The following is a 24280-nucleotide window of genomic DNA, read 5'->3' as shown; positions in this document are numbered from 1 at the left end:
GGCGCCTTAAGTAATTGAGTCGGTTTGCAGCGCAGGTGCGGGTTGATCCGCCGCATCTTCGCTGCGATGCAGCGCCACTTGACGGATCGACAAGCGAATCTCCGCCGGCAGCACGCGTTTGGCCGCGCCTTCAGCCAGTTCGCCGAGCAGTTCGTGGTGGCTCAGCTTGCCGGCTTCGTCGCGCTTGAGCACGTCGAGGTTCAGCAGGGTCTGGATGAAGTGGCGGAACAGGCTCTTGTCGAAGAACTCCGGGGCGTTCAGGCCATGCAGGATCGACAGGCGCTGGGCCATGACCGTGCACAGGTCTTCCAGTTCTTCGGCGCTGAGGGTGTTCTGGCCGCTGTTGAGCAGCAGGGAAACGGTCATGTAGAAGCGCTGCAAGGTCTGCGCGATGCTCTTGGACAGCAAGGTCAGCAGCACGAAATGCCGGGAGCTTGGCGCCGGGCGCAAGTACACGTTGTTCTCGAAACGCAGCAGGCCTTGTTCGACAAAGGCTTCGAGCCATTGGTCGATCACCGCATCCAGTTCGTCCAGCGACCAGCGAATGAACAGCTCCGATTGCAGGTACGGATACAGCGCGCGCGCGTAGCGCAGGATTTGTTCGCGGCTCATGCGCGAGGCGCTCTGGAAGAAGCTCGCGAGCAACGCCGGCAGGGCGAAAATGTGCAGCACGTTGTTGCGGTAGTAGGTCATCAGGACGGCGTTTTGCTCGTCCAGGTAAAGAATCTTGCCCAGCGCATCGCTTTGCTCAGAGAGCAGGTCCATGTCCTTGACGTGTTCGATCAACGCCCGGCCGTCACCTTCCGGCAGCGTGGTGTGTGGCGAGTAAGGCACTTTGCGCAGCAAGGCCAGGTACAAATCGAGCACCCGCGCCATGGCGCGATCGTCCAGCGCCAGACGGCTGGTGGAGAGCAGGGCCAGCGCCACCAGGTTTACCGGGTTGATCGCGGCCGCTTCGTTCAAGTGCCGCGCCACGCGCTCGCCGAGGCGGTTGGTGGTTTCGTTGAGCCAGGCTGGCCTGAACTGTGGGCCAAGCTCCTGGGTGCGCCAATCCGGTTGTTCGCTGTCGAGGAACTCCGCCAGTTTGATCGGCTCGCCGAAGTTCACCGCCACCTGGCCGAAGCGTTGCTTGAGCGCGCCGATGACTTTGAAAATGTCGAAGATCGACTCTTTCTTCTTGCTCGCGCCACGCAGTTCGCCGAGGTAAGTCCGGCCTTCCAGCACCCGTTCGTAACCGATATACACCGGGATGAAGACGATCGGCATGCGCGACGAACGCAGGAAGCTGCGCAGGGTGATCGCCAGCATCCCGGTTTTCGGTTGCAGCATGCGCCCGGTGCGCGAACGGCCGCCCTCGACGAAGTACTCCACCGGGAAGCCTTTGGTGAACAGCGTGTGCAGGTATTCGTTGAACACCGAGGTGTAGAGCGGATTGCCCTTGAAGGTGCGGCGCATGAAGAACGCCCCGCCGCGCCGCAGCAGGCTGCCGATCACTGGCATGTTGAGGTTGATCCCGGCGGCGACGTGCGGCGGCGTCAGGCCGTTGCGAAACAGCAGGTAGGAGAGCAGCAGGTAATCGATGTGGCTGCGATGGCACGGCACGTAGATCACTTCGTGACCTTGGGCGACTTTCTGCACGCCTTCGATGTGGTTGACCTTGATCCCGTCGTAGATCTTGTTCCAGAACCAGCTCAGCACCACTTCCAGAAAGCGGATCGCGGTGTAGGTGTAGTCCGAGGCAATTTCGTTGCCGTAACGCAGAGCCTGCGCCTTGGCTTTCTCGGGTGAAATGTTTTCACGCTCGGCTTCGTCGAGGATCGCCTGTTTGACCAGTGGCTGATTCAGCAGGCCTTTGACCAGGTTGCGACGGTGGGAAATGTCCGGGCCGATGACCGCGGCTTTGAGGTTGCGAAAGTGCACCCGCAAAATACGTTGGGCCATGCGCACGGTGCGTTCATGGCCCTTGTTGTGCTCGATCAGCTCGCGCAGGTGGATCGGCGCGGAGAATTGCACGCGGGTCTTGCGCCCCAGGATCATGATGCTCAGCAGTCGGCGCAGACGTCCGGTCACCGCCCAGCTATCAGCGAAGAGTAATTTCCACGGGCTCGATTCGCTGTCCGGCGACTGGCCCCAGAACACGCTGACCGGGATGATCTGCGCGTCTTCGGCGCCATTCTGGCTCAAGGCGCTGACCAGCCGGGTCAGGGTGGGCGGTGCGCCGCGCTTGTCCTGGCGGCCGAGCCAGTCGGGCTCAGGCGTCAGGTAGAAAAACGCCGCAGGCTCCAGCAGATTGCCCACTGATGTCGGCAGCACCGGACGCGGCAGTCCGGCCTTGCTGCATTCGGTATCAACCACGGCAAGATCAGTCAGCGAAGGATTTTGCAGGACGTAGAACACCGGACGACTGCGGTCGAGGTTGAGGGTGAAGGACGACTGATTGATCGTCTCCGAGCGAACCCAGAGGTACAACAGTCGGCGCAAGGTGCCAAACACCAGACGGCGGAACGGGGAGCGGGTCATACGGCTTCTGCTTTAGTTGAAAAAACCGAGCAAGCGCTCGGGGCCGGTAGTGTGCCGTATTCGTCGAAAATCGGCAAAAAAGCGCCGAAGTAATCTTGAGTTGAGAGTTTTTACCACTGTCATATACTCGGCCAGTCGTTTGCCACTATCGGCGCTGTTTCTTACAGTCAACCGAGCGCTGGCAAACGTTCACAAGGCGTGTTCATGAGCACGCCGACCAATAATAAAAATAGGGGGATTGATTGATGGCAACGCGCGAGACCGGCAACGTGAAGTGGTTCAACGACGCCAAGGGCTACGGCTTCATTCAGCGTGAGGACGGGGCAGACGTGTTCGTGCATTACCGCGCGATCCGTGGCGAAGGCCACCGCTCGTTGGCCGAAGGCCAGCAGGTTGAATACGCCGTGGTCGATGGGCAGAAAGGTTTGCAGGCTGAGGATGTAGTCGGCCTGTAACCCACGGACTGCGAAATCACCATCATTCCCTGTGGCGAGCGGGCTTGCCCGCGTTGGGTCGCGAAGCGGCCCCAAATTCAGCAAACGCAGTGTTTCAGGAAGTACGCGTTCGCTGGTTTTACGACTGCTGCGCAGTCGAACGGGGGCAAGCCCCCTCGCCACACGGCTGTCTAGCAGGGTTAAGCGGTTTTCCAGGTGATCTCTTCTTCACCGTCGACGCTGATCCGAATCCAGCGATCCGCCGTCTCTTCACCTTCTTCCTCGACCCAGGTCCCTGGCGCGCAGCGCACTTCGACATTCAGTGCGGCAAAGGCGGCGCGGGCGCAGGCGATGTCGTCGTCCCACGGCGTCTGGTCGCTTTCCAGGTACAGGCTGTTCCACTTGCCCACGGCTTTTGGCAGCCAGGTCACAGGCACGTTGCCGGCCTTGCACTTGTAGGTCTGACCTTTCTGAACCCAGTCGGTGCAAGGACCCAGCGCCGCGCCGAGCCAGGTGGCAATAGCCTTGTAGTCGACGTCGGCGTCTTTCAGGTAAATCTCGATATCGGGTTGGCGCATGGATGTTCCTCACTGCGGGTTTCGAAAAATCCATTCGCGGATTTAGCCGGTCTCAAGCCACTGCTCAAGACCAAAAGTTTAAGGGTTGCTCTGAAATAATTACTGCAGAACGAAGTAATCGTAGCGCATCGACACACTGACCTCGAACGGCTCGGCCTGTTCGATGACGGCCGCCCGGCGTTCGGCACTCGCGCGCCAGCCGTGAGGCGTCATGGCCAGCAGGTTGGCGCGGTCCTGGCCGCTGACCAGGTTCAGTTTGAATTCGAGGATTTCGCTGTGTTGCAGCGTCATGCCTTCCGGCACCAGGGCCAGGTGCTTGTCGTCGGTGTATTCGCGCACTTCGTCATACAGACGCTCACGCAGTTCCATCAGATGGCCGCTGGTCGGCCCGACTTTCATCAAGCCGCCACCCGGGCTGAGCAGGCGTTTGGCTTCCTGCCAGTCGAGCGGGCTGAACACGCTGGCGAGGAACTGGCAGCTGGCATCGGCCAACGGCACCCGGGCCATGCTGGCGATCAACCAGGTCAGCTGCGGGTTACGTTTGCAGGCACGCTTGACCGCTTCGCGGGAAATATCCAGCGCGTAGCCATCGGCATTCGGTAGAGCGTCGGCGATTTGCGCGGTGTAGTAACCCTCGCCACAACCGATGTCCAGCCAGCGCTGTGGCGCACGTTCAGCCGCCAGTTCGGCGAGACGTTTGGCCACCGGGGCGTAATGCCCGGCGTTCAAGAAGTCGCGACGGGCTTCGACCATGGCCAGGTTGTCGCCTGGGTCACGGCTGTTCTTGTGCTGCACCGGCAGCAGGTTCAGGTAACCCTGGCGGGCACGGTCGAAGCGATGCCCGGCCGGGCACGCGACGCCGTTGTCGACCGCGTTCAGCGGCGCGCTGCAGATAGGACAGGCAAGCATCAGGCGAGCAACTTGATCAGGGTCTGGTAGTAGATTTCGGTCAGCAGATCGAGGTCGCTGGCCAGCACGCGCTCGTTGACCTGGTGGATCGTCGCGTTGACCGGGCCAAGCTCGACCACTTGCGTACCCATGGTGGCGATGAAGCGCCCGTCCGAAGTACCACCGCTGGTGGATGCCTTGGTTTCGCGTCCGGTGATGGTCTTGATGCTTGCCGACACCGCATCGAGCAGGGCACCCGGCTCGGTGAGGAACGGCAGGCCGGACAGCGCCCAGTCGACATGCCAGTCCAGGCCATGTTTGTCGAGGATGTCGGCCACCCGCTGTTGCAGGCCTTCGACGGTCGATTCGGTGGAGAAACGGAAGTTGAACACCGCCACCAGATCACCCGGGATCACGTTGGTCGCGCCAGTGCCGGAGTTGACGTTGGAAATCTGGAAACTGGTCGGCGGGAAGAAGTCGTTGCCGTGGTCCCAGTGCTCGGCGGCCAGTTCGGCCAGGGCCGGGGCGGCGAGGTGGATCGGGTTCTTCGCCAGGTGCGGGTAGGCCACGTGACCTTGCACACCGCGCACGGTGAGCTTGGCGCCAAGGGAGCCGCGACGGCCGTTCTTGACCACGTCACCCACCAGCGTGGTGCTCGACGGTTCGCCGACGATGCACCAGTCCAGACGCTCTTTGCGCGCTGCGAGGCGTTCGATCACTGCTTTAGTGCCGTGATGCGCCGGGCCTTCTTCGTCGCTGGTGATCAGGAAGGCGACCTTGCCCTTGTGGTCCGGGTAGTCGGCGACAAAACGTTCGGCCGCCACGGTCATGGAGGCCAGGCTGCCTTTCATGTCTGCCGCGCCACGGCCGCAGAGCATGCCGTGTTCGTCGATCACCGCGTCGAACGGATCGATCTGCCAGGCCTGCACCGGGCCGGTCGGCACCACATCGGTGTGACCGGCGAAGCACAGCACCGGACCGTCGTGTTTGCCGTGGGTGGCCCAGAAGTTATCCACATCCTCGATGCGCATCGGCTCAAGCGCAAAACCGGCATCGCCCAGGCGCTGCATCATCTGCTTCTGGCAATCGGCGTCGACCGGCGTCACGGACGGACGACGGATCAGGTCGATGGCGAGTTGGAGGGTCGGCGAAAGGTCGGCGTGGGCCGTCATGGGATGCTCCAGAAACATGAAATATGGGCGCGGACTAATGTGGGAGCGGGCTTGCTCGCGAAGGGGCCAGCACTGGCGCCAACAGCTTCGCGAGCAAGCCCGCTCCCACAGGTATTGAGTTCGGCCGTTGGATTGTGACCGGCCAAGCCCCACAAAATGGCAGATATCTTAAAGCAAAACGGCGGCCAGAGGCCGCCGTTTAGTGGTTTGCGCAGATTTAAGCGGCAGGTGCCGGCTCGGTTTCTGGCGCAGGTTTTGGCAGCGAAGACAGGAAGGCCATGATCAGCGCGGCCAGATACGGCAGCGACTGCACCAGCAACATGGTCACCCAGAAGCGCATGTCGTTGCTCGGGATGCCCTGCACCAGGTAAATCCCCAGTGCCGCGCCCCACAACAGCAGCATGATGAACAGCTCTTCGCGCGCTTCCGAAATCGCTACCCAGAAGCCGTGGTTATCGGCATTTTTCGGGGTACGGAAAAACGGAATGCTGCTGGTGAAGAAACCGTACAGCACCGCTTTGGCGATGGTGTGCGACAACGCCAGACCGGCCAATGCCGCGCAGAATGCATCCTTCAGGTTGACCCCGACCGCACGGCGGTAGAGGAAAATGATCTTGCCGACCTTGAACACAAACAGCGCCAGGGGCGGGATTGCGAAGATCAGCAGCGGTGGATCGACCCGTTGCGGCACGATGATCATCGCCGCCGACCAGAGCAGGGCGCCGACGGTGAAGAAGATGTTCATGCCATCCGCGACCCACGGCAACCAGCCCGCGAGGAAGTGGTAACGCTGGCCACGGGTCAGCTCGGTGTCCTTGCCGCGCAACAGGCTGGCGGTGTGCCGCTTGATGATCTGAATCGCTCCGTAGGCCCAGCGGAAACGCTGTTTCTTGAAGTCGATAAAGGTATCGGGCATCAGGCCCTTGCCGTAACTGTTGTGGTAGTACGCCGCCGACAGGCCTTTTTCGAACACCCGCAGACCCAATTCGGCGTCTTCGCAGATGCACCAGTCAGCCCAGCCGAGCTCTTCGAGCACCGAGCGACGGGTCATGGTCATGGTGCCGTGCTGGATGATCGCGTCACGGTCGTTACGGGTGACCATGCCGATGTGGAAGAAGCCTTTGTATTCCGCGTAGCAGAGCTTCTTGAAGGTGCTTTCGTTCTGGTCGCGATAATCCTGTGGTGACTGCACCACGGCGATTTTCGGATCGGCGAAGTGCGGCACCATGTGCTTGAGCCAGTTCGGGTCGACGCAGTAGTCCGAGTCGATCACCGCGATGACTTCGGCATCCTTGGCAGTGTGCGGGATCAGGTAGTTCAGCGCACCGCCCTTGAAACCGGCCAATGGCGAGACGTGGAAGAACTTGAAGCGCGGGCCGAGGGTTTCGCAATAGGCCTGCACCGGTTCCCAGACGGCCGGGTCCTTGGTGTTGTTGTCGATGATCAGGACTTCGAAGTCCGGATAGTCGAGGTTGGCCAGGGCGTTGAGGGTCTGTTTGACCATCTCCGGCGGCTCGTTGTAGCACGGCACATGGATCGAGACTTTCGGACGGTAGTCCGAGTCGCCCACCACCGGCAGGAATTCACGCCGACGTTTGTGGGTCCAGACGGTCTCGGCCAGTTCGTGGGCTTCGGTCAGCAGTACGATAAATACCCCGAGCGCACCGAGGGCGAGCAGGAAGCCCACCGTCAGGCTGAACCAGGTGCTGTATTGCTGGCTGTAGTCGTAACCGATCCACACCAGTGCCGAACCGCCGAGGAACGCGGTGAAGGTCAGGAAGGTCCGACCGCGCTGGCGCAGGGCCGAGCCGTCGATCATCAGCAGGGTCAGGGACAACAACGCCAGAACCACGGAGCCGACCGCCAGTACTCGCCATTGCGGAATCGCTACGACCGGGCCTTCGAAGTTGAATTTCTGCTGACGCGCAGCGTTGAACACACCCCAATAGGCGCCTACCGAACCTTCGTCGCTGGCTTTCCATGGCTGGTCAAACGCTTCGATCACGAAGTAGTTGAAGCCCTGGCGGTTGAGCTTGTTCACCAGCGTGCGCAGGTAAATCGCCTGGTCAGCCGGGGTCGCATCCGCACCACCGCGCATGCGGCCGTTGCTCGGCCAGCCCACTTCGGACAGCAGCAGCGGCTTTTTCGGGAAGAGTTTTTTCAGGTCGCGGGCACGGTCCAGAACAAACTGGCCGGCCTGGTCCACCGGAATGAATTCCCAGTAAGGCAGGATGTGAGCCGCGATCAGGTCGACGTGCTTGGCCAGCATCGGGTTTTCTTCCCAGACGTGCCACTGCTCGGACGTGGTCACCGGGACCTTTACCGCTGCGCGCACGCGATCGAGGATCACGCTCAATTGCTCGGCGGTGATTTCCTTGCGGAAGATCGCTTCGTTACCGACTACCACGCGCACGACGCTGCGCGAACTGTTGGCCAGCTCGATGGCGCGCTGGATCTCGCGCTCGTTACGCTCAAGATCGGGGCTGATCCAGATCCCGAGCGTCACGCGCAGGCCGAATTCTTCCGCCAGTTTCGGGATGTCCTCCAGCGTACCGTCGACGGAGTAGGTCCGGATGTTGTCGGTCAGCTTGCTCATGATCTCCAGGTCGCGACGCATTTCATCGTCGGACGGGAACTGGTTTTTCTGTGGGAACTGGCCTTGCTGGAACGGCGAGTAAGAAAAACCGGAGATCTGCTCAGGCCAGTTGGGGGTCGTGACGGGGCGGTTGATCAGCGCCCAGAAACCGGTGAACAGCGCGGCAATCGCCAGCACTACCACCAGATTGAGTCCAAATTTACGCGATGACATAGCTATATCGGGTTCCAAAAGGTGTGGAACGAGGGGACGGTTGGCACGCGCCAATCGGCGCGCATCCTACACTGGCGTTCAACTGAGCGTACAGCAGACAGAAAAAAGCCGGACATTGGGCAAGCCATCTTCGCTTAAGTTCTTTTGTGTGACAAAAAATGTACATATGCCGGCACAAATAAAGCACGACCTGCTGCCGTTTATAGCGCAAAGATGTTCTTGGCACGTATCGGCCCTATAATGCGCGCCGGTTTTTAGGGTAGTGGTCATGAGTACAGAAGATCCGCGGTTTGCTGGCATTGCCCGCTTGTATGGCATCGAAGGCCTGGCGCGTTTGCGCGCGGCCCATGTGGCGATTGTTGGCGTCGGTGGCGTCGGTTCCTGGGCGGCGGAAGCCATGGCCCGTTGCGGTGTCGGCGAAATCTCGCTGTTCGACCTTGATGACGTGTGCGTCAGCAACGCCAATCGTCAGTTGCATGCACTGGACAGTACCGTCGGCAAACCCAAGGTCGAGGTGATGGCCGAGCGCTTGCGCGGGATCAACCCGGAATGCACCGTGCACGCGGTGGCGGATTTCGTCACCCGCGAGACCATGGCCGAGTACATCACACCAAACATCGACTGCGTGATTGACTGCATCGACAGCGTCAACGCCAAGGCTGCGCTGATCGCCTGGTGCAAACGTCGCAAGATCCAGATCATCACCACGGGCGGTGCAGGCGGGCAGATCGATCCGACGCTGATCCAGGTGTGTGACCTGAACCGTACCTTCAATGACCCGCTGGCCTCGAAAGTGCGCTCCACGTTGCGTCGCGATTATGGTTTCTCACGTACCGTGACCCGTCACTACAGCGTGCCGTGCGTATTCTCAACCGAGCAACTGCGTTATCCGAAACCCGATGGCAGCATTTGCTTGCAGAAGAGCTTTGTCGGCGATGGGGTGAAACTCGACTGCGCCGGCGGTTTTGGCGCGGTGATGATGGTGACCGCGACTTTTGGCATGGTCGCCGCGACCAAGGCTGTGGATAAGATTGTTGCGGGTGTGCGTCGGCCGGCAGACAAGATCAAACCAGCGGTCTGACACGACGCTGAAATCCGACGCTGCCTCCGCCCCGTAGGAGCAAAGCTTGCTCGCGATGGCATCAACGCGGTCATTGGATGGACCGAGTCGCCTGCATCGCGAGCAAGCTTTGCTCCTACAGAAAAAGGCGAGAGTGCGTCAGGTGGACAGTTCGAGCATCCGCTGCAACACCGCATTGAGGCCATTGCTGCGCGACGACGACAGTTGTCGCGATAACCCCAGTTGATTGAACCAATCGGGTAAGTCCACCTGTTGCAACTCGGCGGCGGTCAAGCCGTTGACCCGCGCCAGCAGCAGCGCCACCAACCCGCGAATCAACCGTGCATCGCTGCTGGCGGCAAACTGCCAATGGCCGTCCTGCAGCGCGCCCACCAGCCACACCTGACTTTCGCAGCCGTGTACGCGATTGGCCTCGGTCTTGTCTGCATCGCTCAACGCCGGAAGCCGTTCGCCCCATTGCATCAACAGGCGAGCGCGTTGTTCCCAGCCCGCGGCGTCCTGAAAGGTTTCCAGTGCCGTAATGGCATCCGCCGGCAGGCTCATCGCAGCAACTCCAGCGCTTGATCAAGGGCTTCGAAAAAGCGCTCGAGGTCTTCCGAGTCGTTGTACAGCGCCAACGACACCCGAATCGCTCCTGCCAATTCGAAGCTTTTCAGCAACGGCATTGCGCAGTGGTGTCCGGCACGTACGGCGATGCCCTGTTCGGTGAGCAGATGCGCCAGGTCGGCGTTGTGCACGCCTTCGACGACAAAACTGGCCAGTGCCAGTTGCGGTTTGCCAAGCAGGCGAATGCCATTGCGCGCCTGTAAGCCCTTCAACAGGTAATCATGCAGCGCGGCTTCGTGGGCGCACACGGCGTCCTGGTCCAGGCCGGCCAGATAGTCGAGGGTCGCGCCCAGGCCAATCACGCTGGCAATCGGCGGTGTGCCGGCTTCAAAGCCCAGCGGGGCTGGGCGGAAGCGTGCGTCGTGGTAGTTGGCGTCCAGCACCATCTCGCCGCCGAACTGCCATGGGCGCAACTGCTGCAAGGCTTCGTTGCGGCCATACAGCACGCCGAGACCGTCCGGGCCATAGAGTTTGTGGCTGGAAAAAACGTAAAAGTCGCAACCCAGTGCCTGCACGTCATGGCGGCCATGGACTACGCCTTGGGCGCCATCGACTACGGTCAAGGCGTTCTGCACCTTGGCCAGCGCCAGCAACGGCGCTAACGGTTGCCACGCGCCGAGCACGTTGGACAACTGGCTGACCGCCAGCAACCGCGTGCGTGGGCCGATCAACCGGGCGGCGGCGTCGAGATCGATCAGACCGTCTGCGTCCAGCGGCAACACCAGCAGTTTCAGCTCGCGACGGTGCGCCAATTGCTGCCACGGCAACAGGTTGGCGTGGTGTTCCAGGGCGCTGATGGCAACCTCATCGCCCGGATTGAAAAGGTGTTCCAGGCCGTAGGCCAGGAGGTTCAGCGCAGAGGTTGCGCCGTGGGTAAAGATGATTTGCCCGCTGTTGCCGGCATTGAGCCAATGCGCGACTTTACTGCGGCTGCCTTCGAACGCCTGCGTGGCGTGGGCGCCGGGCAGGTGTTGCGCACGATGGACGTTGGCCGCGCCGTTGGCGTAGTAATGCGCCAGTGCGTCGAGCAGGGCTTGGGGTTTCTGGGTGGTGGCGGCGTTGTCCAAATAGGTCTGGTCTTGCCGTTGCAGAGCGGCGATGGCCGGAAAATCGGCGCGCCAGGGAGAGGGAATCATCATGCTATCGGGCCCTGATAAACATGGGCGGGTGTACGCCTGGCCCTGTAGGAGCAGAGCTTGCTCGCGATGGGGCCCTTGAGGCCGCCAAAAGCATCGCGAGCAAGCTTTGCTCCTACAGGGGGTGTTTGACGCTCTGCTTAGTTGTGAGCGTGCAGCGCTTCGTTCAGTTCGATGGCCGATTTGTGGGTTTTGCATTCCACGGCACCGGTCTCCGAATTGCGGCGGAACAACAGGTCAGGCTGGCCGGCCAGTTCGCGGGCCTTGAGCACTTTGACCAGTTTGTTGTTCTCGTCCAGCAGTGCCACTTTGGTGCCAGCGGTCACGTACAGGCCCGACTCAACAGTGTTGCGGTCGCCCAATGGAATGCCGATACCGGCGTTGGCGCCGATCAGGCAGCCTTCGCCGACCTTGATCACGATGTTGCCACCGCCCGACAGGGTGCCCATGGTCGAGCAGCCGCCGCCCAGGTCCGAACCCTTGCCGACGAACACGCCCGCAGAGACGCGACCTTCGATCATGCCCGGGCCTTCGGTGCCGGCGTTGAAGTTGACGAAACCTTCGTGCATCACGGTGGTGCCTTCGCCCACGTAGGCGCCCAGACGAATACGTGCCGCGTCAGCGATACGCACGCCAGCCGGTACGACGTAATCGGTCATTTTCGGGAACTTGTCGACCGAGAACACTTCCAGCAGCTCGCCACGCAGACGGGCTTCCAGTTGATGCTCGGCCAGTTCGTTCAGGTCGATTGCGCCCTGGCTGGTCCAGGCCACGTTCGGCAGCAGCGGGAAGATCCCGGCCAGGTTCAGGCCGTGTGGCTTGACCAGGCGATGGGACAGCAGGTGCAGCTTGAGGTAGGCCTCAGGGGTGGAGCTCAGTTGTGCGTCTTCGGCCAGCACGGTGGCGACCAGCGGCTTGTGGCTTTCGGCCAGGCGGGTCAGCAGCGCCGCTTGAGCAGCGTCGACACCTTTCAGGGCTTCAGCCAGTTGCGCGGCCTGGGCGGTAGTGAAAGCGATAGCCTGATTGCCTTCGGTGTAGCCCAGAATCGGCGCGATAGCGGCGACCAGCTCAGCCGATGGCTTGAGTACCGGAGCTGCGTAAAACACTTCCAGCCATGCACCTTGACGGTTTTGAGTGCCGACACCAAAGGCCAGGCTGAACAGGGTAGTGGACATGTTTATACCTCTAACAAAATTGAACGGGCTGGCTTACTTGAGCGCTGCCGCGTAAATGTCTGGCTTGAAGCCAATCAGGGTTCGGTCACCGAGATCGAGCACCGGGCGCTTGATCATCGAAGGTTGTGCGAGCATCAATTCGATAGCTTTCGCCTGGTCGAGATCGGCTTTACGTTCGTCGTCGAGTTTGCGAAAGGTCGTGCCTGCACGGTTGAGCACCACTTGCCAGCCGTGCTCGTTGCACCACTGGGTCAGGTGTTCACGGTCGATTCCGACCGTTTTGTAATCATGAAAGTCAAAATGCACAGCATTTTCATCGAGCCAGGTGCGCGCCTTTTTCATGGTGTCGCAGGCTTTGATGCCGAAAAGGTGCAACGTTTTGCTTGAAGCGGTCAAGGAATTGCCCCCCTTTGGAGGTGCTGGAAATAAAAGATCAAGGATTATGCCATGAGCGAGCGGGTTCGGCGTCGGCCATGACCGGGCTTTGTCGCATTGCCAATGGCAGCTGTCAGCGGGCAGCTTAAGCGACCAATATGGCACTTCAACGGCGATTGATCGGGAACCCTGGTCGGATTTCATGCCGGAGCTGCCTGCGGCAACTCCTGCGGGCGATGTAACAGTTATCGACGGCGCAGAATGAAGTCGCGAATCCGTTCTGCCGCTTCAACGCATTCCGCCAACGGCGCGACCAATGCCAGGCGCACCCGGCCAGCACCCGGATTGAAACCGTCAACCTCACGGGACAGGTACGAGCCTGGCACCACCGTCACGTGTTCTTCGACAAACAGATCACGGCAGAACGCGGCATCATCGCCTTCGACGTTCGGCCACAGGTAGAAACCGCCGTCCGGGCGCTGTACGTCCATCACCGGGCTGAGGATTTCCAGTACCGCATCGTACTTCTCGCGGTACAGCGCACGGTTGGCCCGCACATGCACTTCGTCATTCCACGCGGCAACGCTGGCGAGTTGGGTCTGAACCGGCATGGCGCAGCCATGGTAGGTGCGATACAGCAGGAAGCCCTTGAGAATCTCGGCATCGCCGGCGACAAAACCCGAGCGCAGGCCCGGCAGGTTGGAACGCTTGGACAGGCTGTGGAACACCACGCAGCGTTTGAAGTCCTTGCGACCCAGTTCCACGCAGGCGCTGAGCAGGCCTGGCGGTGGGGTCTGTTCGTTGAAGTAGAGCTCGCTGTAGCACTCGTCGGCAGCGATCACGAAGTCGTGTTCATCGGCCAGGGCGATCAGTTTCTTCAGGGTTTCGACCGGGATCAGCGCCCCCGTCGGGTTGCCCGGCGAGCACAGGAAGAGGATCTGGCAGCGCTTCCAGATATCGTCCGATACGGCGTCGAAGTCCGGGTTGAAGCCGTTTTCATCCAGGCACGGCAAGTAATGCGGCTTGGCGCCTGCGAGGAACGCTGCGCCTTCATAGATCTGGTAGAACGGGTTCGGGCTGACGATCAGCGCGTCGTCGCCGCGATTGACCACGGTCTGGGTGAAGGCGAACAGCGCTTCGCGAGTGCCGTTGACCGGCAGCACGTTGCGCGCCGGATCGATCCAGCCACTCGGCACGCCAAAGCGCCGCTCGCACCAGCCGGCAATGGCTTCCCGCATGGCCGGGATGCCAAGCGTGGTCGGGTACACCGCCATCTGATCCAGATTGCTCGCCAGCGCTTCAGCGACAAAGCTTGGCGAACGGTGCTTCGGTTCGCCGATGGACAACGCAATCGGGCGCTTGTCCGGGTTTGGCGTCACCGCACCGAGCAGGGCGCGCAGTTTCTCGAACGGGTAAGGCTGGAGCTGGTTCAGAGCGTTGTTCATCGGTGCGGGGTCTCACTCAAAAGCAGTTAAATCATGGCGCGCATTCAGATGCTGATGCGCGACAGTTCGATAGAGGGTTCGGGGCTGACGCTCAGTTGTTCGACGATCGCATCCTGCAAGCGACTGCACAGTTGCGGGTCGGACAACGGGTGATTGCTCGCGTCGGTGATGAAGAACACGTCTTCGACCCGCTCGCCGAGGGTGGCAATCTTGGCATTCTGCAGCGACAGGTCGAATTCGAGAAAGATTGTTCCGATCCGTGCCAACAGGCCCGGACGGTCGGGGGCGCTGAGTTCCAGCACCGTCACCTGACGCTGGGCGTCGTTGTGGATCGTCACTTGCGGTGCGAACGCAAAGTGCTTGAGCTGACGCGGCACCCGACGCTGGATGATGGTCGGGTAGTTGTCCGGATTGCGCAGGGCCTCGGTCAGGCCGTCGCGGATCTGCTTGACCCGCGCCGGGTTGTCGCCAATCGAGTCGCCATCGGTGTCGAGCACGATATAGGTGTCGAGGGTGAACTGGCTGGTCGAGGTGATCACCCGGGCGTCGTGAATGTTCAGGTTGAGCTGGTCCATCGCCGCCACGGTCACGGCGAAGAAGTCGTGCTGGTCCGGCGCATAGATGAAGATCTGCGTGCCGCCCTCGAACTCGCGCTGGGTGGTTTCCTTGATCAGTACCAGTGGCCCGCCGTCGGCTGGCTGCTGGAGGATGGCCTCAGTGTGCCAGGCCACGTCGCCAGCGGTGTGACGCAGGAAATAGTCGTCGCCCAGTTGCGACCAGAGCTGTTCGACATCATCCGGGTCAGTGCCGCCGCGTACCAGAATATCCAGGGCGGCGCGTTGGGTCTGGCGGATCTGTTCTTCACGATCGACCGGGTTTTCCAGGCCACGGCGCAAGGCGCGCTTGGTTTCGGTGTAGAGCTGGCGCAACAGACTGGCGCGCCAGGAGTTCCACAGCGTCGGGTTGGTGGCGTTGATGTCCGAAACGGTTAGCACGTACAGGTAGTCGAGGCGGGTTTCGTCGCCGACGATCTGCGCGAAGTCGTGGATCACTTGCGGGTCGGACAGGTCTTTGCGCTGGGCGGTGGTCGACATCACCAGGTGGTTTTGCACCAGCCAGACAATCAGTCGGCTGTCCCACAGGGGCAGTTGATGGCGTTGGCAAAACGCTTCGGCGTCGACCGCCCCGATATCCGAGTGATCGCCATGCCGGCCCTTGCCAATGTCGTGGTACAGCCCGGCAAGGTAGATCAGCTCCGGCTTGGGCAGCTTGCCCATGAGCTTGCTGGCCAGCGGGAATTTCTCGGACACCTGGGTGTACTGCAGCTTACGCAGGTGTTTGATCAGGTTCAGGGTGTGGGCGTCGACCGTATAAATATGGAACAGGTCGTGCTGCATCTGCCCGACGATAAAACCGAACTCCGGCAGGTAGCGCCCGAGGATGCCGTAACGGTTCATCCGTCGCAGGTTGCGGTGGATACCGATCTTGCATTTGAACAGTTCGATGAACAGGCTGGTATTGCGAATGTCGTTGCGGAAGTCGTCATCGATCAGGTGCCGGTGTTCGCGTAGCAGGCGAATGGTGTCAGCCCGCACGCCCTTGATTTCCGGCTGTTGAGCCATCAGCACGAAAATTTCCAGCATGGCAAACGGTGTGCGTCTGAACACGTTGGTGTTGATCGCCTCGATGTAGCCGTCATGCAGCTGGAAGCGCGAGTTGATCGGTTGCGGCGGCGCTTCATCTTCCGGCGCGAGGATGACTTCCTCGAAATGCTGGATGATCAGGTCGCTGAGCTGGGCAATGCTCATCACCACCCGGTAGTACTGCTGCATGAAGTTTTCGATGGCGTGCTTGGCGTCATCGCCTTCAAAGCCCAGCAGCCCGGCGATCGAGCGCTGGTGATCGAACAGCAGGCGGTCTTCGGCGCGGCCAGCGAGCATGTGCAGGGCGTAGCGGACCTTCCACAAAAACTCCTGGGATGAGGCCAGCAGGGCGTTTTCGCTTTCGACCAGGAAGCCTTCGCCTGCCAGTGCGCGCAGGTTCAGCGTGCCGTATTGGCGGCGTGCCACCCACAGAATTGTCTGAATATCCCGTAGGCCGCCAGGCGAGCCTTTGACGTTGGGTTCCAGGTTGTATTCGGTGTCGTTGTATTTGTGGTGACGTGCCTTCTGTTCAGCACGTTTGGCCAGGAAAAAATCCTTGGCCGGCCACATGTGCTCAGTGCTGGTGACATCGAGCATGCGCTGGCGCAAGTGCTCGGGACCGGCAATGGTGCGGCTCTCCATCAGGTTGGTGATGATGGTCAGGTCGGCGCGGGCTTGTTCGGCGCATTCGTCCACCGAGCGTACGCTCTGGCCAACTTCCAGGCCGATGTCCCATAGCAGCGTCAGAAAACGCTCGATGGAGTCGCGGAAAACTTCGTGATCGGCGTTGTCCAGCAGAATCAGCAAATCGATGTCGGAGTAGGGGTGCAGTTCGCCGCGACCGTAGCCGCCGACCGCGACCAGCGCGATGTCGGCGTCTTCACTCCAATTGAACTGCTCCCAGGCCTGTTGCAGGATGTTGTCGACGAACCAGGCGCGATCCTCTATCAGCCGGCGAATATCCCGTCCGCTGCGAAATCGCGCGTCGAGCACCTCTTGTGCCTGGCGGATAGCCTTCTTGAAGGCCGCGATCGGGCTTGCCTTCAGGGCCAGTTCGGCCTGGAACTGGCCGCGGTCGAAGAGTTCGGGATCCACCTGCGGCATCGATTGGCTTTCCTTCTATAGGCTGGGTGCAGAACTTGTCGGATCAGGCCGAAACGCGAGGGATGGTGTCATCGCTGCGCAGGGTGAAGATCTCGTAGCCGGTTTCGGTCACCAGCAGGGTGTGTTCCCACTGGGCCGACAGCTTGCGATCCTTGGTGATCGCGGTCCAGCCATCGCCGAGGACCTTGGTGTCGGCACGGCCCTGATTGATCATCGGCTCGATGGTGAAGGTCATGCCGGCTTTCAGTTCCATGCCGGTACCGGCGCGGCCGTAATGCAGGATTTGCGGTTCTTCGTGGAACACCTTGCCGATGCCATGGCCGCAGAACTCGCGAACCACCGAGAAACCGTTCTTTTCAGCGTGCTTCTGGATGACTTCGCCGATATCGCCGAGGCGGCAGCCGGGCTTGACCAGTTCGATGGCCTTGTACATGCATTCCTGGGTGACTTGCGACAGGCGCTCGGCCCAGACCGGCACGGTGCCGACGTGGAACATGCGGCTGGTGTCGCCGTGATAGCCATCTTTGATCACGGTGACGTCGATGTTCAGCGTGTCGCCGTCTTTCAGCGGCTTCTCGTTCGGGATGCCGTGGCAGACCACGTGGTTGATCGAGGTGCAGATCGACTTCGGAAAGCCTTTGTAGTTGAGCGGGGCAGGGATGGCTTTCTGCTCGTTGACGATGTAGTCGTGGCAGATGCGGTCCAGCTCTTCGGTCGTGACGCCCGGCTTGACGTATTCGGCAATCATTTCCAGCACGTCGGCGGCAAGCTTGCCGGCGATCCGCATTTTTGCGATGTCCTCTGGGGTTTTGAGGGTGACGGTCATACAGGTTCTCTCTACGCTCAGTGGCGCTTTCTATACGGAATGGGCCTGCGTGATGCTGCTCGCAGCCCTGAAAAACACGATTCTAACAGACGATCACGGCGAATCCGCGCCTCTGTGCATCGCTTCTCTCTATAGAATGGCGCATTCTGGGGGGATTCCAAGGGCCGGAACCAACGCACTGATCAGGTTTTAAGAATCCGGGTTTCGTTTTCGCCCTCCTTGTGATATAAAATGCGCCGCTTTCCGGGTATACCCCGAAAAGCTTAAATCCACACACGTGTCGACACGATGACCTGGGTGCCTTCAGCTGATGCTGCTGGTTGGTCATTGGGATACGTGGAGGCCAAACCCGACTTATTAAGGAACTATCATGTCCCAAGTCAACATGCGCGATATGCTGAAGGCCGGTGTGCACTTCGGTCACCAGACCCGTTACTGGAACCCGAAAATGGGTAAGTACATTTTCGGTGCGCGTAACAAGATCCACATCATCAACCTTGAAAAAACCCTGCCAATGTTCAACGAAGCTCTGACTTTCGTAGAGCGTCTGGCCCAGGGCAAAAACAAGATTCTGTTCGTCGGCACCAAGCGTTCCGCTGGCAAGATCGTTGCTGAAGAAGCAGCACGTTGCGGTTCGCCGTACGTCGATCACCGCTGGTTGGGCGGCATGCTGACCAACTTCAAAACCATCCGTGCTTCCATCAAGCGTCTGCGTGACCTTGAAGTGCAAGCCGAAGACGGTACTTTCGCCAAGCTGACCAAGAAAGAGGCGCTGATGCGCACTCGCGACCTGGAAAAGCTCGATCGTTCCCTGGGTGGTATCAAGGACATGGGCGGTCTGCCTGACGCACTGTTCGTTATCGACGTTGATCACGAGCGCATCGCGATCACCGAAGCCAACAAACTGGGCATCCCGGTTATCGGCGTAGTCGATACCAACAGCAGCCCGGAAGGCGTTGACTACATCATCCCAGGCAACGATGACGCAATCCGCGCTATCCAGCTGTACATGGGTTCGATGGCTGACGCTGTAATCCGCGGTCGCAACCACGTTGCTGGCGGCACCGAGCAGTTCGTTGAAGAAGCTCCGGTAGCAGCAGCTGAGTAATTGACGCCTTGGCGTTGACTCAGTAAGCAAAAAGGGGGCTTGGCCCCCTTTTTGCCACCTCGAAAACCATTTGTTGGCGCCTGTTTTCAGGATGCCGCTACTGCATCTGTAATGTGCAGCAGCTAACAAGGGTGGTTCGGGAAGAATTGAACGCCCGTTCGATCGGGTGGAATGGTTGATAACCTATCCAAGAGGAATTTTGAAATGGCAGAGATTACTGCAGCGTTGGTCAAAGAACTGCGCGAGCGTACTGGCGAAGGCATGATGGACTGCAAGAAAGCCTTGACCAAGGCTGGCGGCGACATCGAAAAAGCCATTGATGACATGCGTGCTTCGGGCGCCATCAAGGCTGCCAAAAAAGCAGGCAACGTTGCTGCTGAAGGCGCGATCGCTCTGAAAGAAGACGGTAAATCCGCAGTCCTGCTGGAAGTGAACTCGCAGACTGACTTCCTGGCTCTGCAGGACGACTTCAAGGTATTTGTTGCTGCTAGCGTTGAAAAAGCGTTCGCCGACAAGATGACTACCGTTGAGCCTCTGATCGAAGCTCAAGAAGCTGCTCGCCTGGTATTGGTCGGCAAGGTTGGCGAAAACGTCAACATTCGTCGCCTGACTCGCGTTGAAGGTGATGTTGTTGGTGGTTACCTGCACGGCAACAAGATCGGTGTAGCTGTTGTTCTGAAGGGCGGCGACGTTGAGCTGGCCAAAGACATCGCTATGCACGTAGCGGCTACCAACCCTGAATTCCTGCTGCCGTCGGAAGTTTCCGCTGAAGCGATCGAGCGCGAGAAAGGCGTGTTCCTGACCCTCAACGCTGACAAAATCGCCGGCAAGCCAGAAAACATCGTTGAAAACATGGTCAAAGGCCGTATCAGCAAGTTCCTGGCTGAAGCGAGCCTGGTTGAGCAGGCGTTCGTCAAGAACCCTGAAATCAAGGTTGGCGAACTGGCCAAGAAAGCCGGTGCTGAAATCGTTTCTTTCACTTACTTCAAAGTAGGCGAAGGCATCGAGAAGCCAGTCGACAACTTCGCTGAAGAAGTTGCTGCTCAACTGGCTGCTGCCAAGCAGTAAGACGGTTTTTTAACTGTCGCCCTGAAGAGGCTGCCCGCTTACGCGCGCAGCCTCTTTTCAGATGGGGAAGCCAATTTATTTGGTTTTCCGTCGGAACTGGCTTACAAAGCCGTGTTCCGATGGCGCTGTGACAGCGTCACGTTAGAGTAAACGCAGGCTGCAAACAGCCCGCAAAGAATTTTTTAAAATACGCCGCAGGAGAGATTCGCAATGGCTCAGCAGGGCAGTGGTTATCAGGCTCGCTATAAACGCATTCTACTCAAGCTTAGCGGCGAGGCCTTGATGGGCTCCGAAGAGTTCGGGATCGACCCCAAGGTTCTGGATCGCATGGCACTGGAAGTCGGCCAACTGGTCGGTATCGGTGTTCAGGTCGGTCTGGTGATTGGTGGTGGTAATCTGTTCCGCGGCGCGGCACTGAGTGCGGCCGGCATGGATCGGGTGACTGGCGACCACATGGGCATGCTTGCCACTGTGATGAACGCCCTGGCCATGCGTGATGCGCTGGAACGTGCGAATATCTCGGCCATCGTGATGTCGGCTATTTCGATGGTAGGCGTGACCGATCACTACGATCGCCGCAAAGCCATGCGTCACCTGAACTCCAAGGAAGTGGTCATTTTCGCTGCCGGTACCGGCAACCCGTTCTTCACCACCGACTCGGCAGCCTGCTTGCGTGCGATCGAGATCGATGCTGACGTTGTGTTGAAGGCGACCAAGGTTGATGGTGTGTACACCGCTGACCCATTCAAAGACCCGCATGCCGAGAAGTTCGATCATCTGACCTACGATGAAGTACTGGATCGCAAGCTGGGTGTGATGGATCTGACGGCTATTTGCCTGTGCCGCGACCACAAGATGCCGCTGCGCGTATTTAATATGAACAAGCCCGGCGCCCTGCTGAACATCGTACATGGCGGCGCTGAAGGAACCCTGATCGAGGAAGGCGAGCAATGATCAACGAAATCAAGAAAGACGCTCAAGAGCGCATGACCAAGTCCCTGGAGTCCCTGGCCCACGCTTTTGGTCAGATTCGTACAGGCAAGGCGCACCCAAGCATCCTGGGCAGCGTGATGGTGCCTTACTACGGTTCGGATACTCCTTTGAGCAGTGTGGCCAACGTCACCGTGAAGGACTCCCGGACCCTGCAAGTCGTGGCTTTCGAGCGCAACATGCTCGCCGCGGTCGACAAGGCGATCCAGAGTGCTGGCCTGAACCTCAACCCGACGAACCTGGGTGAGTTGCTGCTGATCTCTATGCCGGCCTTGACCGAGGAGACCCGCAAGGGCTTCACCAAGCAGGCGCGCAGCGCAGCCGAAGATGCTCGTGTCGCGGTGCGTAATATTCGCCGTGATGCACTGGGCGACCTGAAGAAGCTGGTCAAGGATAAGGAAATCAGCGAAGACGAAGAGCGTCGTGCGAGTGCCGATATCGACAAGTTGATCAAAGACTTCGAGGCTCAGATCAATAAGCTCACTGAAGACAAAGAAAAGGACCTGATGGCCGTATAAGGGGTCAGGACGCCTTCATGGAAAAGACCAAGCAGCCAGTGCTGTCCTCGGTGCCGCGCCACGTCGCGATCATCATGGACGGTAATAATCGCTGGGCAAAAAAACGTTTCTTGCCCGGTGTTGCCGGGCACAAGGCTGGCGTCGATGCTGTGCGCGCGGTTATTGAGGTGTGCGCTGAGGCCGGGGTTGAAGTACTGACCCTGTTCGCCTTCTCCAGTGAAAACTGGCAGCGTCCGGCCGATGAAGTCAGCGCCTTGATGGATTTGTTTTTCAAGGCGTTGCGTCGCGAGGCCAAGCGCCTCAACGACAACAACATCACGTTGCGTATTATCGGCGATCGTTCGCGCTTTCATCCCGAGCTTCAGGCCGCCATGCGTGAGGCGGAGGCAATGACCGTCGGCGCCAATCGTTTTGTCCTGCAGATCGCGGCCAACTACGGCGGCCAATGGGATATCGCCCAGGCAGCCCAACGTCTGGCGCGAGAGGTTCAGGCCGGGCATTTGCGTCCGGAGGACATCACTCCGCAATTGCTGCAGACCTGTCTGGCTACCGGTGATCTGCCGTTGCCGGATTTGTGCATTCGTACCGGTGGCGAGCATCGCATCAGCAACTTCCTGCTGTGGCAATTGGCGTACTCCGAGCTGTATTTCTCCGACCTGTTCTGGCCGGACTTCAAACACGAAGCCATGCGTAACGCATTGGCCGATTTCGCTTCTCGCCAGCGTCGCTTCGGTAAAACGAGTGAGCAGGTCGAGGCTGGAGCCCGGGTTTAATGCTTAAACAACGAATCATCACTGCGCTGATCCTGCTGCCGATCGCCCTGTGCGGATTTTTTCTGCTCGAGGGCTCCGGTTTTGCGCTGTTTATCGGCCTGGTCGTGACTCTTGGTGCCTGGGAATGGGCGCGTCTGGCAGGTTTCACTGCACAACCGATGCGTGTCGCTTATGCCGCGGTGGTCGCGGCGATGCTGTTTGTCATGCACGTGTTGCCGGGGCTTTCGCCTTGGGTGCTGGGGGCTGCCGTGCTTTGGTGGGCGGTGGCGACCTATCTGGTGCTGACCTATCCCAAGACCAGTGAGCATTGGGCCAGTGCGGCCTGCAAGCTGGTTATCGGGCTGCTGATCCTGTTGCCGGCCTGGCAAGGTTTGATCCTGATCAAGCAAGAACCGCTGGGTAACTGGTTGATCATGGCGGTGATGGTATTGGTCTGGGGCGCAGATATTGGCGCTTACTTTTCCGGTCGGGCATTCGGCAAGCGCAAGCTTGCTCCGCAGGTCAGCCCTGGCAAGAGCTGGGAAGGCGTGTACGGCGGCTTGCTGCTGAGTCTGGTGATCACCGCCATTGTTGGTCTGGTGCGTGACTGGACGGTCGGCGAGATGCTGAAAGGGTTGATCGGCGCGGCGATTATCGTGTTTATCTCGGTGGTCGGCGATTTGACCGAAAGTATGTTCAAGCGCCAGTCGGGTATCAAGGACAGCAGTAATCTGCTGCCGGGTCATGGCGGCATTCTGGATCGTATCGACAGTCTCACTGCGGCGATTCCGGTGTTTGCAGTATTGCTGTGGATGGCTGCATCGTGAGCCGCCCACAACAGATCACTGTCTTGGGGGCGACCGGCTCTATTGGCCTGAGCACCCTTGATGTCATTGCGCGTCATCCTGAACGCTATCAAGTCTTTGCCTTGAGCGGCTTCTCTCGCCTGAGTGAGCTGCTGGCCTTGTGCGTCCGCCATGTGCCGCGCTTTGCTGTTGTGCCGGAGCCCGTGGCTGCCCGGCGTCTGCAAGACGATTTGCGGGCTGCGGGCCTTTCTACGCGCGTGCTGGTGGGGGAGGAGGGTCTGTGTCAGGTCGCTTCCGACGCTGAAGTCGATGCGGTGATGGCGGCGATTGTCGGTGCGGCGGGATTGCGTCCGACGCTGGCGGCGGTGGAGGCGGGCAAGAAGATTCTGCTGGCCAACAAGGAAGCGCTGGTGATGTCCGGCGCCCTGTTCATGCAGGCCGTGCACAAGAGCGGGTCGGTGCTGCTGCCGATCGACAGCGAGCACAATGCGATCTTTCAGTGCATGCCCGCAGATTTTTCTCGTGGGCTCGGCGCTGTAGGCGTTCGACGGATTTTACTGACAGCTTCTGGCGGTCCGTTCCGGCAGACATCCATGGCTGAGTTGGCGCATGTTACGCCAGAGCAGGCATGTGCCCATCCCAATTGGTCGATGGGGCGCAAGATTTCGGTCGATTCGGCCAGCATGATGAACAAGGGCCTGGAGCTGATCGAGGCCTGTTGGCTGTTTGATGCCAAGCCGTCTCAGGTTGAGGTGGTGATTCATCCGCAAAGCGTGATTCATTCGCTGGTCGACTATGTTGATGGTTCGGTATTGGCGCAGTTGGGCAATCCGGATATGCGCACGCCGATCGCCAATGCACTGGCATGGCCTGAGCGCATCGACTCCGGGGTTGCGCCGCTGGACCTGTTTGCAATCGCGCGTCTGGACTTCCAGGCGCCTGACGAAGAACGTTTCCCGTGCTTGCGTCTGGCGCGCCAGGCGGCCGAGGCCGGGAACAGTGTTCCGGCCATGCTGAACGCCGCGAATGAGGTGGCTGTTGCAGCCTTTCTCGATGGACGTGTCCGTTACCTGGAGATCGCGAGTATCATCGAAGAGGTGTTAAACCTCGAACCTGTGGTTTCGGTCGATGATCTCGATGCGGTTTTCACTGCGGACGCGAAAGCACGTGTCCTGGCCGAGCGTTGGTTGAGTCGTCACGGGCGATAGGTGTTGCGGCGGGTTTGCCCACGGCAGCACTGAATAGG

At 59.8% G+C, this 24280-nt stretch carries 21 protein-coding genes; 9 read left to right on the top strand and 12 right to left on the bottom strand.

The features are described 5' to 3' along the window. Window positions 1–6: 6 nt before the first annotated feature. A complete protein-coding gene (plsB, locus tag AC3WK5_RS07575) occupies window positions 7–2520 on the bottom strand; it encodes a glycerol-3-phosphate 1-O-acyltransferase PlsB (protein WP_103315524.1) in 2514 nt (837 codons plus the stop codon). A 245-nt stretch (window positions 2521–2765) separates the two neighbouring features. Here plsB and AC3WK5_RS07570 point away from each other — a divergent pair, with 245 nt between their 5' ends. Beyond that, the gene (locus AC3WK5_RS07570) at window positions 2766–2975 is read left to right on the top strand and encodes a cold shock domain-containing protein (protein WP_054595898.1); all 210 of its coding nucleotides are present in this window, start codon (window positions 2766–2768) and stop codon (window positions 2973–2975) included. Window positions 2976–3154: 179 nt separating this feature from the next. Here AC3WK5_RS07570 and AC3WK5_RS07565 read toward each other — a convergent pair whose 3' ends face one another. From AC3WK5_RS07565 to AC3WK5_RS07550, 4 genes are all read right to left on the bottom strand, one after another. Then, complete coding sequence (locus AC3WK5_RS07565; protein WP_054595899.1) at window positions 3155–3532, bottom strand: hypothetical protein; 378 nt, start codon at window positions 3530–3532, stop codon at window positions 3155–3157. 99 nt (window positions 3533–3631) lie between these two features. After that, window positions 3632–4441, bottom strand: coding sequence for a putative RNA methyltransferase (locus tag AC3WK5_RS07560; RefSeq protein WP_019692073.1), 810 nt, complete (start codon window positions 4439–4441; stop codon window positions 3632–3634). Beyond that, the gene (dapE, locus tag AC3WK5_RS07555) at window positions 4441–5592 is read right to left on the bottom strand and encodes a succinyl-diaminopimelate desuccinylase (protein ID WP_103315523.1); all 1152 of its coding nucleotides are present in this window, start codon (window positions 5590–5592) and stop codon (window positions 4441–4443) included. The genes AC3WK5_RS07560 and dapE overlap by 1 nt, the downstream gene beginning before the upstream one ends. A gap of 217 nt (window positions 5593–5809) precedes the next feature. Beyond that, window positions 5810–8401, bottom strand: a complete 2592-nt coding sequence (locus AC3WK5_RS07550; protein WP_054595901.1) for a glycosyltransferase — start codon at window positions 8399–8401, stop codon at window positions 5810–5812. Between the two features lie 268 nt (window positions 8402–8669). Here AC3WK5_RS07550 and tcdA point away from each other — a divergent pair, with 268 nt between their 5' ends. Then, window positions 8670–9482, top strand: a complete 813-nt coding sequence (gene tcdA, locus AC3WK5_RS07545) for a tRNA cyclic N6-threonylcarbamoyladenosine(37) synthase TcdA (RefSeq protein ID WP_162491271.1) — start codon at window positions 8670–8672, stop codon at window positions 9480–9482. Window positions 9483–9620: 138 nt separating this feature from the next. On the opposite strand, the gene AC3WK5_RS07540 is transcribed toward tcdA, so the two are convergent. From AC3WK5_RS07540 to map, 7 genes are all read right to left on the bottom strand, one after another. After that, window positions 9621–10025 (bottom strand): SufE family protein, encoded by a 405-nt coding sequence (locus tag AC3WK5_RS07540; protein ID WP_103315522.1) that lies wholly within the window; start codon window positions 10023–10025, stop codon window positions 9621–9623. Next, the gene (locus AC3WK5_RS07535; RefSeq protein ID WP_103315521.1) at window positions 10022–11227 is read right to left on the bottom strand and encodes an aminotransferase class V-fold PLP-dependent enzyme; all 1206 of its coding nucleotides are present in this window, start codon (window positions 11225–11227) and stop codon (window positions 10022–10024) included. Before AC3WK5_RS07535 ends, AC3WK5_RS07540 begins: the two co-directional genes overlap by 4 nt. A 137-nt stretch (window positions 11228–11364) precedes the next feature. Further along, complete coding sequence (gene dapD, locus AC3WK5_RS07530) at window positions 11365–12399, bottom strand: 2,3,4,5-tetrahydropyridine-2,6-dicarboxylate N-succinyltransferase (RefSeq protein ID WP_103315520.1); 1035 nt, start codon at window positions 12397–12399, stop codon at window positions 11365–11367. 33 nt (window positions 12400–12432) lie between these two features. After that, window positions 12433–12741: an arsenate reductase gene (locus AC3WK5_RS07525; protein ID WP_256585141.1), complete on the bottom strand. Its 309-nt coding sequence runs from the start codon at window positions 12739–12741 to the stop codon at window positions 12433–12435. A gap of 278 nt (window positions 12742–13019) precedes the next feature. Beyond that, window positions 13020–14219 carry a succinyldiaminopimelate transaminase gene (gene dapC / locus AC3WK5_RS07520; protein ID WP_103315518.1) on the bottom strand — a complete coding sequence of 400 codons (1200 nt, stop codon included), beginning with the start codon at window positions 14217–14219 and terminating at the stop codon, window positions 13020–13022. Window positions 14220–14263: 44 nt separating this feature from the next. After that, window positions 14264–16966 (bottom strand): [protein-PII] uridylyltransferase, encoded by a 2703-nt coding sequence (locus AC3WK5_RS07515; protein ID WP_054595908.1) that lies wholly within the window; start codon window positions 16964–16966, stop codon window positions 14264–14266. Between the two features lie 43 nt (window positions 16967–17009). Next, entirely contained in the window at window positions 17010–17792 is a 783-nt protein-coding gene (gene map, locus AC3WK5_RS07510; protein ID WP_054595909.1) for a type I methionyl aminopeptidase, read from the bottom strand. A gap of 370 nt (window positions 17793–18162) precedes the next feature. Between map and rpsB the strand changes: the two genes are divergently transcribed. The 7 genes from rpsB to ispC all read left to right on the top strand — a co-directional run bounded on the left by rpsB (window position 18163) and on the right by ispC (window position 24242). Continuing rightward, window positions 18163–18900: a 30S ribosomal protein S2 gene (gene rpsB, locus AC3WK5_RS07505; RefSeq protein WP_003219330.1), complete on the top strand. Its 738-nt coding sequence runs from the start codon at window positions 18163–18165 to the stop codon at window positions 18898–18900. A gap of 204 nt (window positions 18901–19104) precedes the next feature. Then, window positions 19105–19968 carry a translation elongation factor Ts gene (tsf, locus tag AC3WK5_RS07500; RefSeq protein ID WP_054595910.1) on the top strand — a complete coding sequence of 288 codons (864 nt, stop codon included), beginning with the start codon at window positions 19105–19107 and terminating at the stop codon, window positions 19966–19968. A 210-nt stretch (window positions 19969–20178) separates the two neighbouring features. Next, complete coding sequence (pyrH, locus tag AC3WK5_RS07495) at window positions 20179–20922, top strand: UMP kinase (RefSeq protein ID WP_011059526.1); 744 nt, start codon at window positions 20179–20181, stop codon at window positions 20920–20922. Next, window positions 20919–21476, top strand: a complete 558-nt coding sequence (gene frr / locus AC3WK5_RS07490) for a ribosome recycling factor (protein WP_019692087.1) — start codon at window positions 20919–20921, stop codon at window positions 21474–21476. Before pyrH ends, frr begins: the two co-directional genes overlap by 4 nt. A gap of 17 nt (window positions 21477–21493) precedes the next feature. Next, window positions 21494–22249, top strand: a complete 756-nt coding sequence (gene uppS / locus AC3WK5_RS07485; RefSeq protein WP_103315517.1) for a polyprenyl diphosphate synthase — start codon at window positions 21494–21496, stop codon at window positions 22247–22249. Then, on the top strand, window positions 22249–23055 hold the full coding sequence (locus AC3WK5_RS07480) for a phosphatidate cytidylyltransferase (protein ID WP_103315516.1): 807 nt from the start codon (window positions 22249–22251) through the stop codon (window positions 23053–23055). The genes uppS and AC3WK5_RS07480 overlap by 1 nt, the downstream gene beginning before the upstream one ends. Further along, a complete protein-coding gene (ispC, locus tag AC3WK5_RS07475; protein WP_103315515.1) occupies window positions 23052–24242 on the top strand; it encodes a 1-deoxy-D-xylulose-5-phosphate reductoisomerase in 1191 nt (396 codons plus the stop codon). The genes AC3WK5_RS07480 and ispC overlap by 4 nt, the downstream gene beginning before the upstream one ends. Window positions 24243–24280 lie beyond the last annotated feature (38 nt).

It is taken from the genome of Pseudomonas sp. FW306-02-D09B (genome assembly GCF_058782685.1).
The sequence above is the reverse complement of the archived record's forward strand: the minus strand, read 5'-3'. Positions and strand labels throughout refer to the sequence as shown.

What these genes read in the sequence shown, in the direction of transcription:
- plsB (WP_103315524.1), bottom strand. Translation starts at nt 2,520, where the DNA reads ATGACCCGCTCCCCGTTCCGCCGTCTGGTGTTTGGCACCTTGCGCCGA.
- AC3WK5_RS07570 (WP_054595898.1), top strand. Translation starts at nt 2,766, where the DNA reads ATGGCAACGCGCGAGACCGGCAACGTGAAGTGGTTCAACGACGCCAAG.
- AC3WK5_RS07565 (WP_054595899.1), bottom strand. Translation starts at nt 3,532, where the DNA reads ATGCGCCAACCCGATATCGAGATTTACCTGAAAGACGCCGACGTCGAC.
- AC3WK5_RS07560 (WP_019692073.1), bottom strand. Translation starts at nt 4,441, where the DNA reads ATGCTTGCCTGTCCTATCTGCAGCGCGCCGCTGAACGCGGTCGACAAC.
- dapE (WP_103315523.1), bottom strand. Translation starts at nt 5,592, where the DNA reads ATGACGGCCCACGCCGACCTTTCGCCGACCCTCCAACTCGCCATCGAC.
- AC3WK5_RS07550 (WP_054595901.1), bottom strand. Translation starts at nt 8,401, where the DNA reads ATGTCATCGCGTAAATTTGGACTCAATCTGGTGGTAGTGCTGGCGATT.
- tcdA (WP_162491271.1), top strand. Translation starts at nt 8,670, where the DNA reads ATGAGTACAGAAGATCCGCGGTTTGCTGGCATTGCCCGCTTGTATGGC.
- AC3WK5_RS07540 (WP_103315522.1), bottom strand. Translation starts at nt 10,025, where the DNA reads ATGAGCCTGCCGGCGGATGCCATTACGGCACTGGAAACCTTTCAGGAC.
- AC3WK5_RS07535 (WP_103315521.1), bottom strand. Translation starts at nt 11,227, where the DNA reads ATGATGATTCCCTCTCCCTGGCGCGCCGATTTTCCGGCCATCGCCGCT.
- dapD (WP_103315520.1), bottom strand. Translation starts at nt 12,399, where the DNA reads ATGTCCACTACCCTGTTCAGCCTGGCCTTTGGTGTCGGCACTCAAAAC.
- AC3WK5_RS07525 (WP_256585141.1), bottom strand. Translation starts at nt 12,741, where the DNA reads ATGAAAAAGGCGCGCACCTGGCTCGATGAAAATGCTGTGCATTTTGAC.
- dapC (WP_103315518.1), bottom strand. Translation starts at nt 14,219, where the DNA reads ATGAACAACGCTCTGAACCAGCTCCAGCCTTACCCGTTCGAGAAACTG.
- AC3WK5_RS07515 (WP_054595908.1), bottom strand. Translation starts at nt 16,966, where the DNA reads ATGCCGCAGGTGGATCCCGAACTCTTCGACCGCGGCCAGTTCCAGGCC.
- map (WP_054595909.1), bottom strand. Translation starts at nt 17,792, where the DNA reads ATGACCGTCACCCTCAAAACCCCAGAGGACATCGCAAAAATGCGGATC.
- rpsB (WP_003219330.1), top strand. Translation starts at nt 18,163, where the DNA reads ATGTCCCAAGTCAACATGCGCGATATGCTGAAGGCCGGTGTGCACTTC.
- tsf (WP_054595910.1), top strand. Translation starts at nt 19,105, where the DNA reads ATGGCAGAGATTACTGCAGCGTTGGTCAAAGAACTGCGCGAGCGTACT.
- pyrH (WP_011059526.1), top strand. Translation starts at nt 20,179, where the DNA reads ATGGCTCAGCAGGGCAGTGGTTATCAGGCTCGCTATAAACGCATTCTA.
- frr (WP_019692087.1), top strand. Translation starts at nt 20,919, where the DNA reads ATGATCAACGAAATCAAGAAAGACGCTCAAGAGCGCATGACCAAGTCC.
- uppS (WP_103315517.1), top strand. Translation starts at nt 21,494, where the DNA reads ATGGAAAAGACCAAGCAGCCAGTGCTGTCCTCGGTGCCGCGCCACGTC.
- AC3WK5_RS07480 (WP_103315516.1), top strand. Translation starts at nt 22,249, where the DNA reads ATGCTTAAACAACGAATCATCACTGCGCTGATCCTGCTGCCGATCGCC.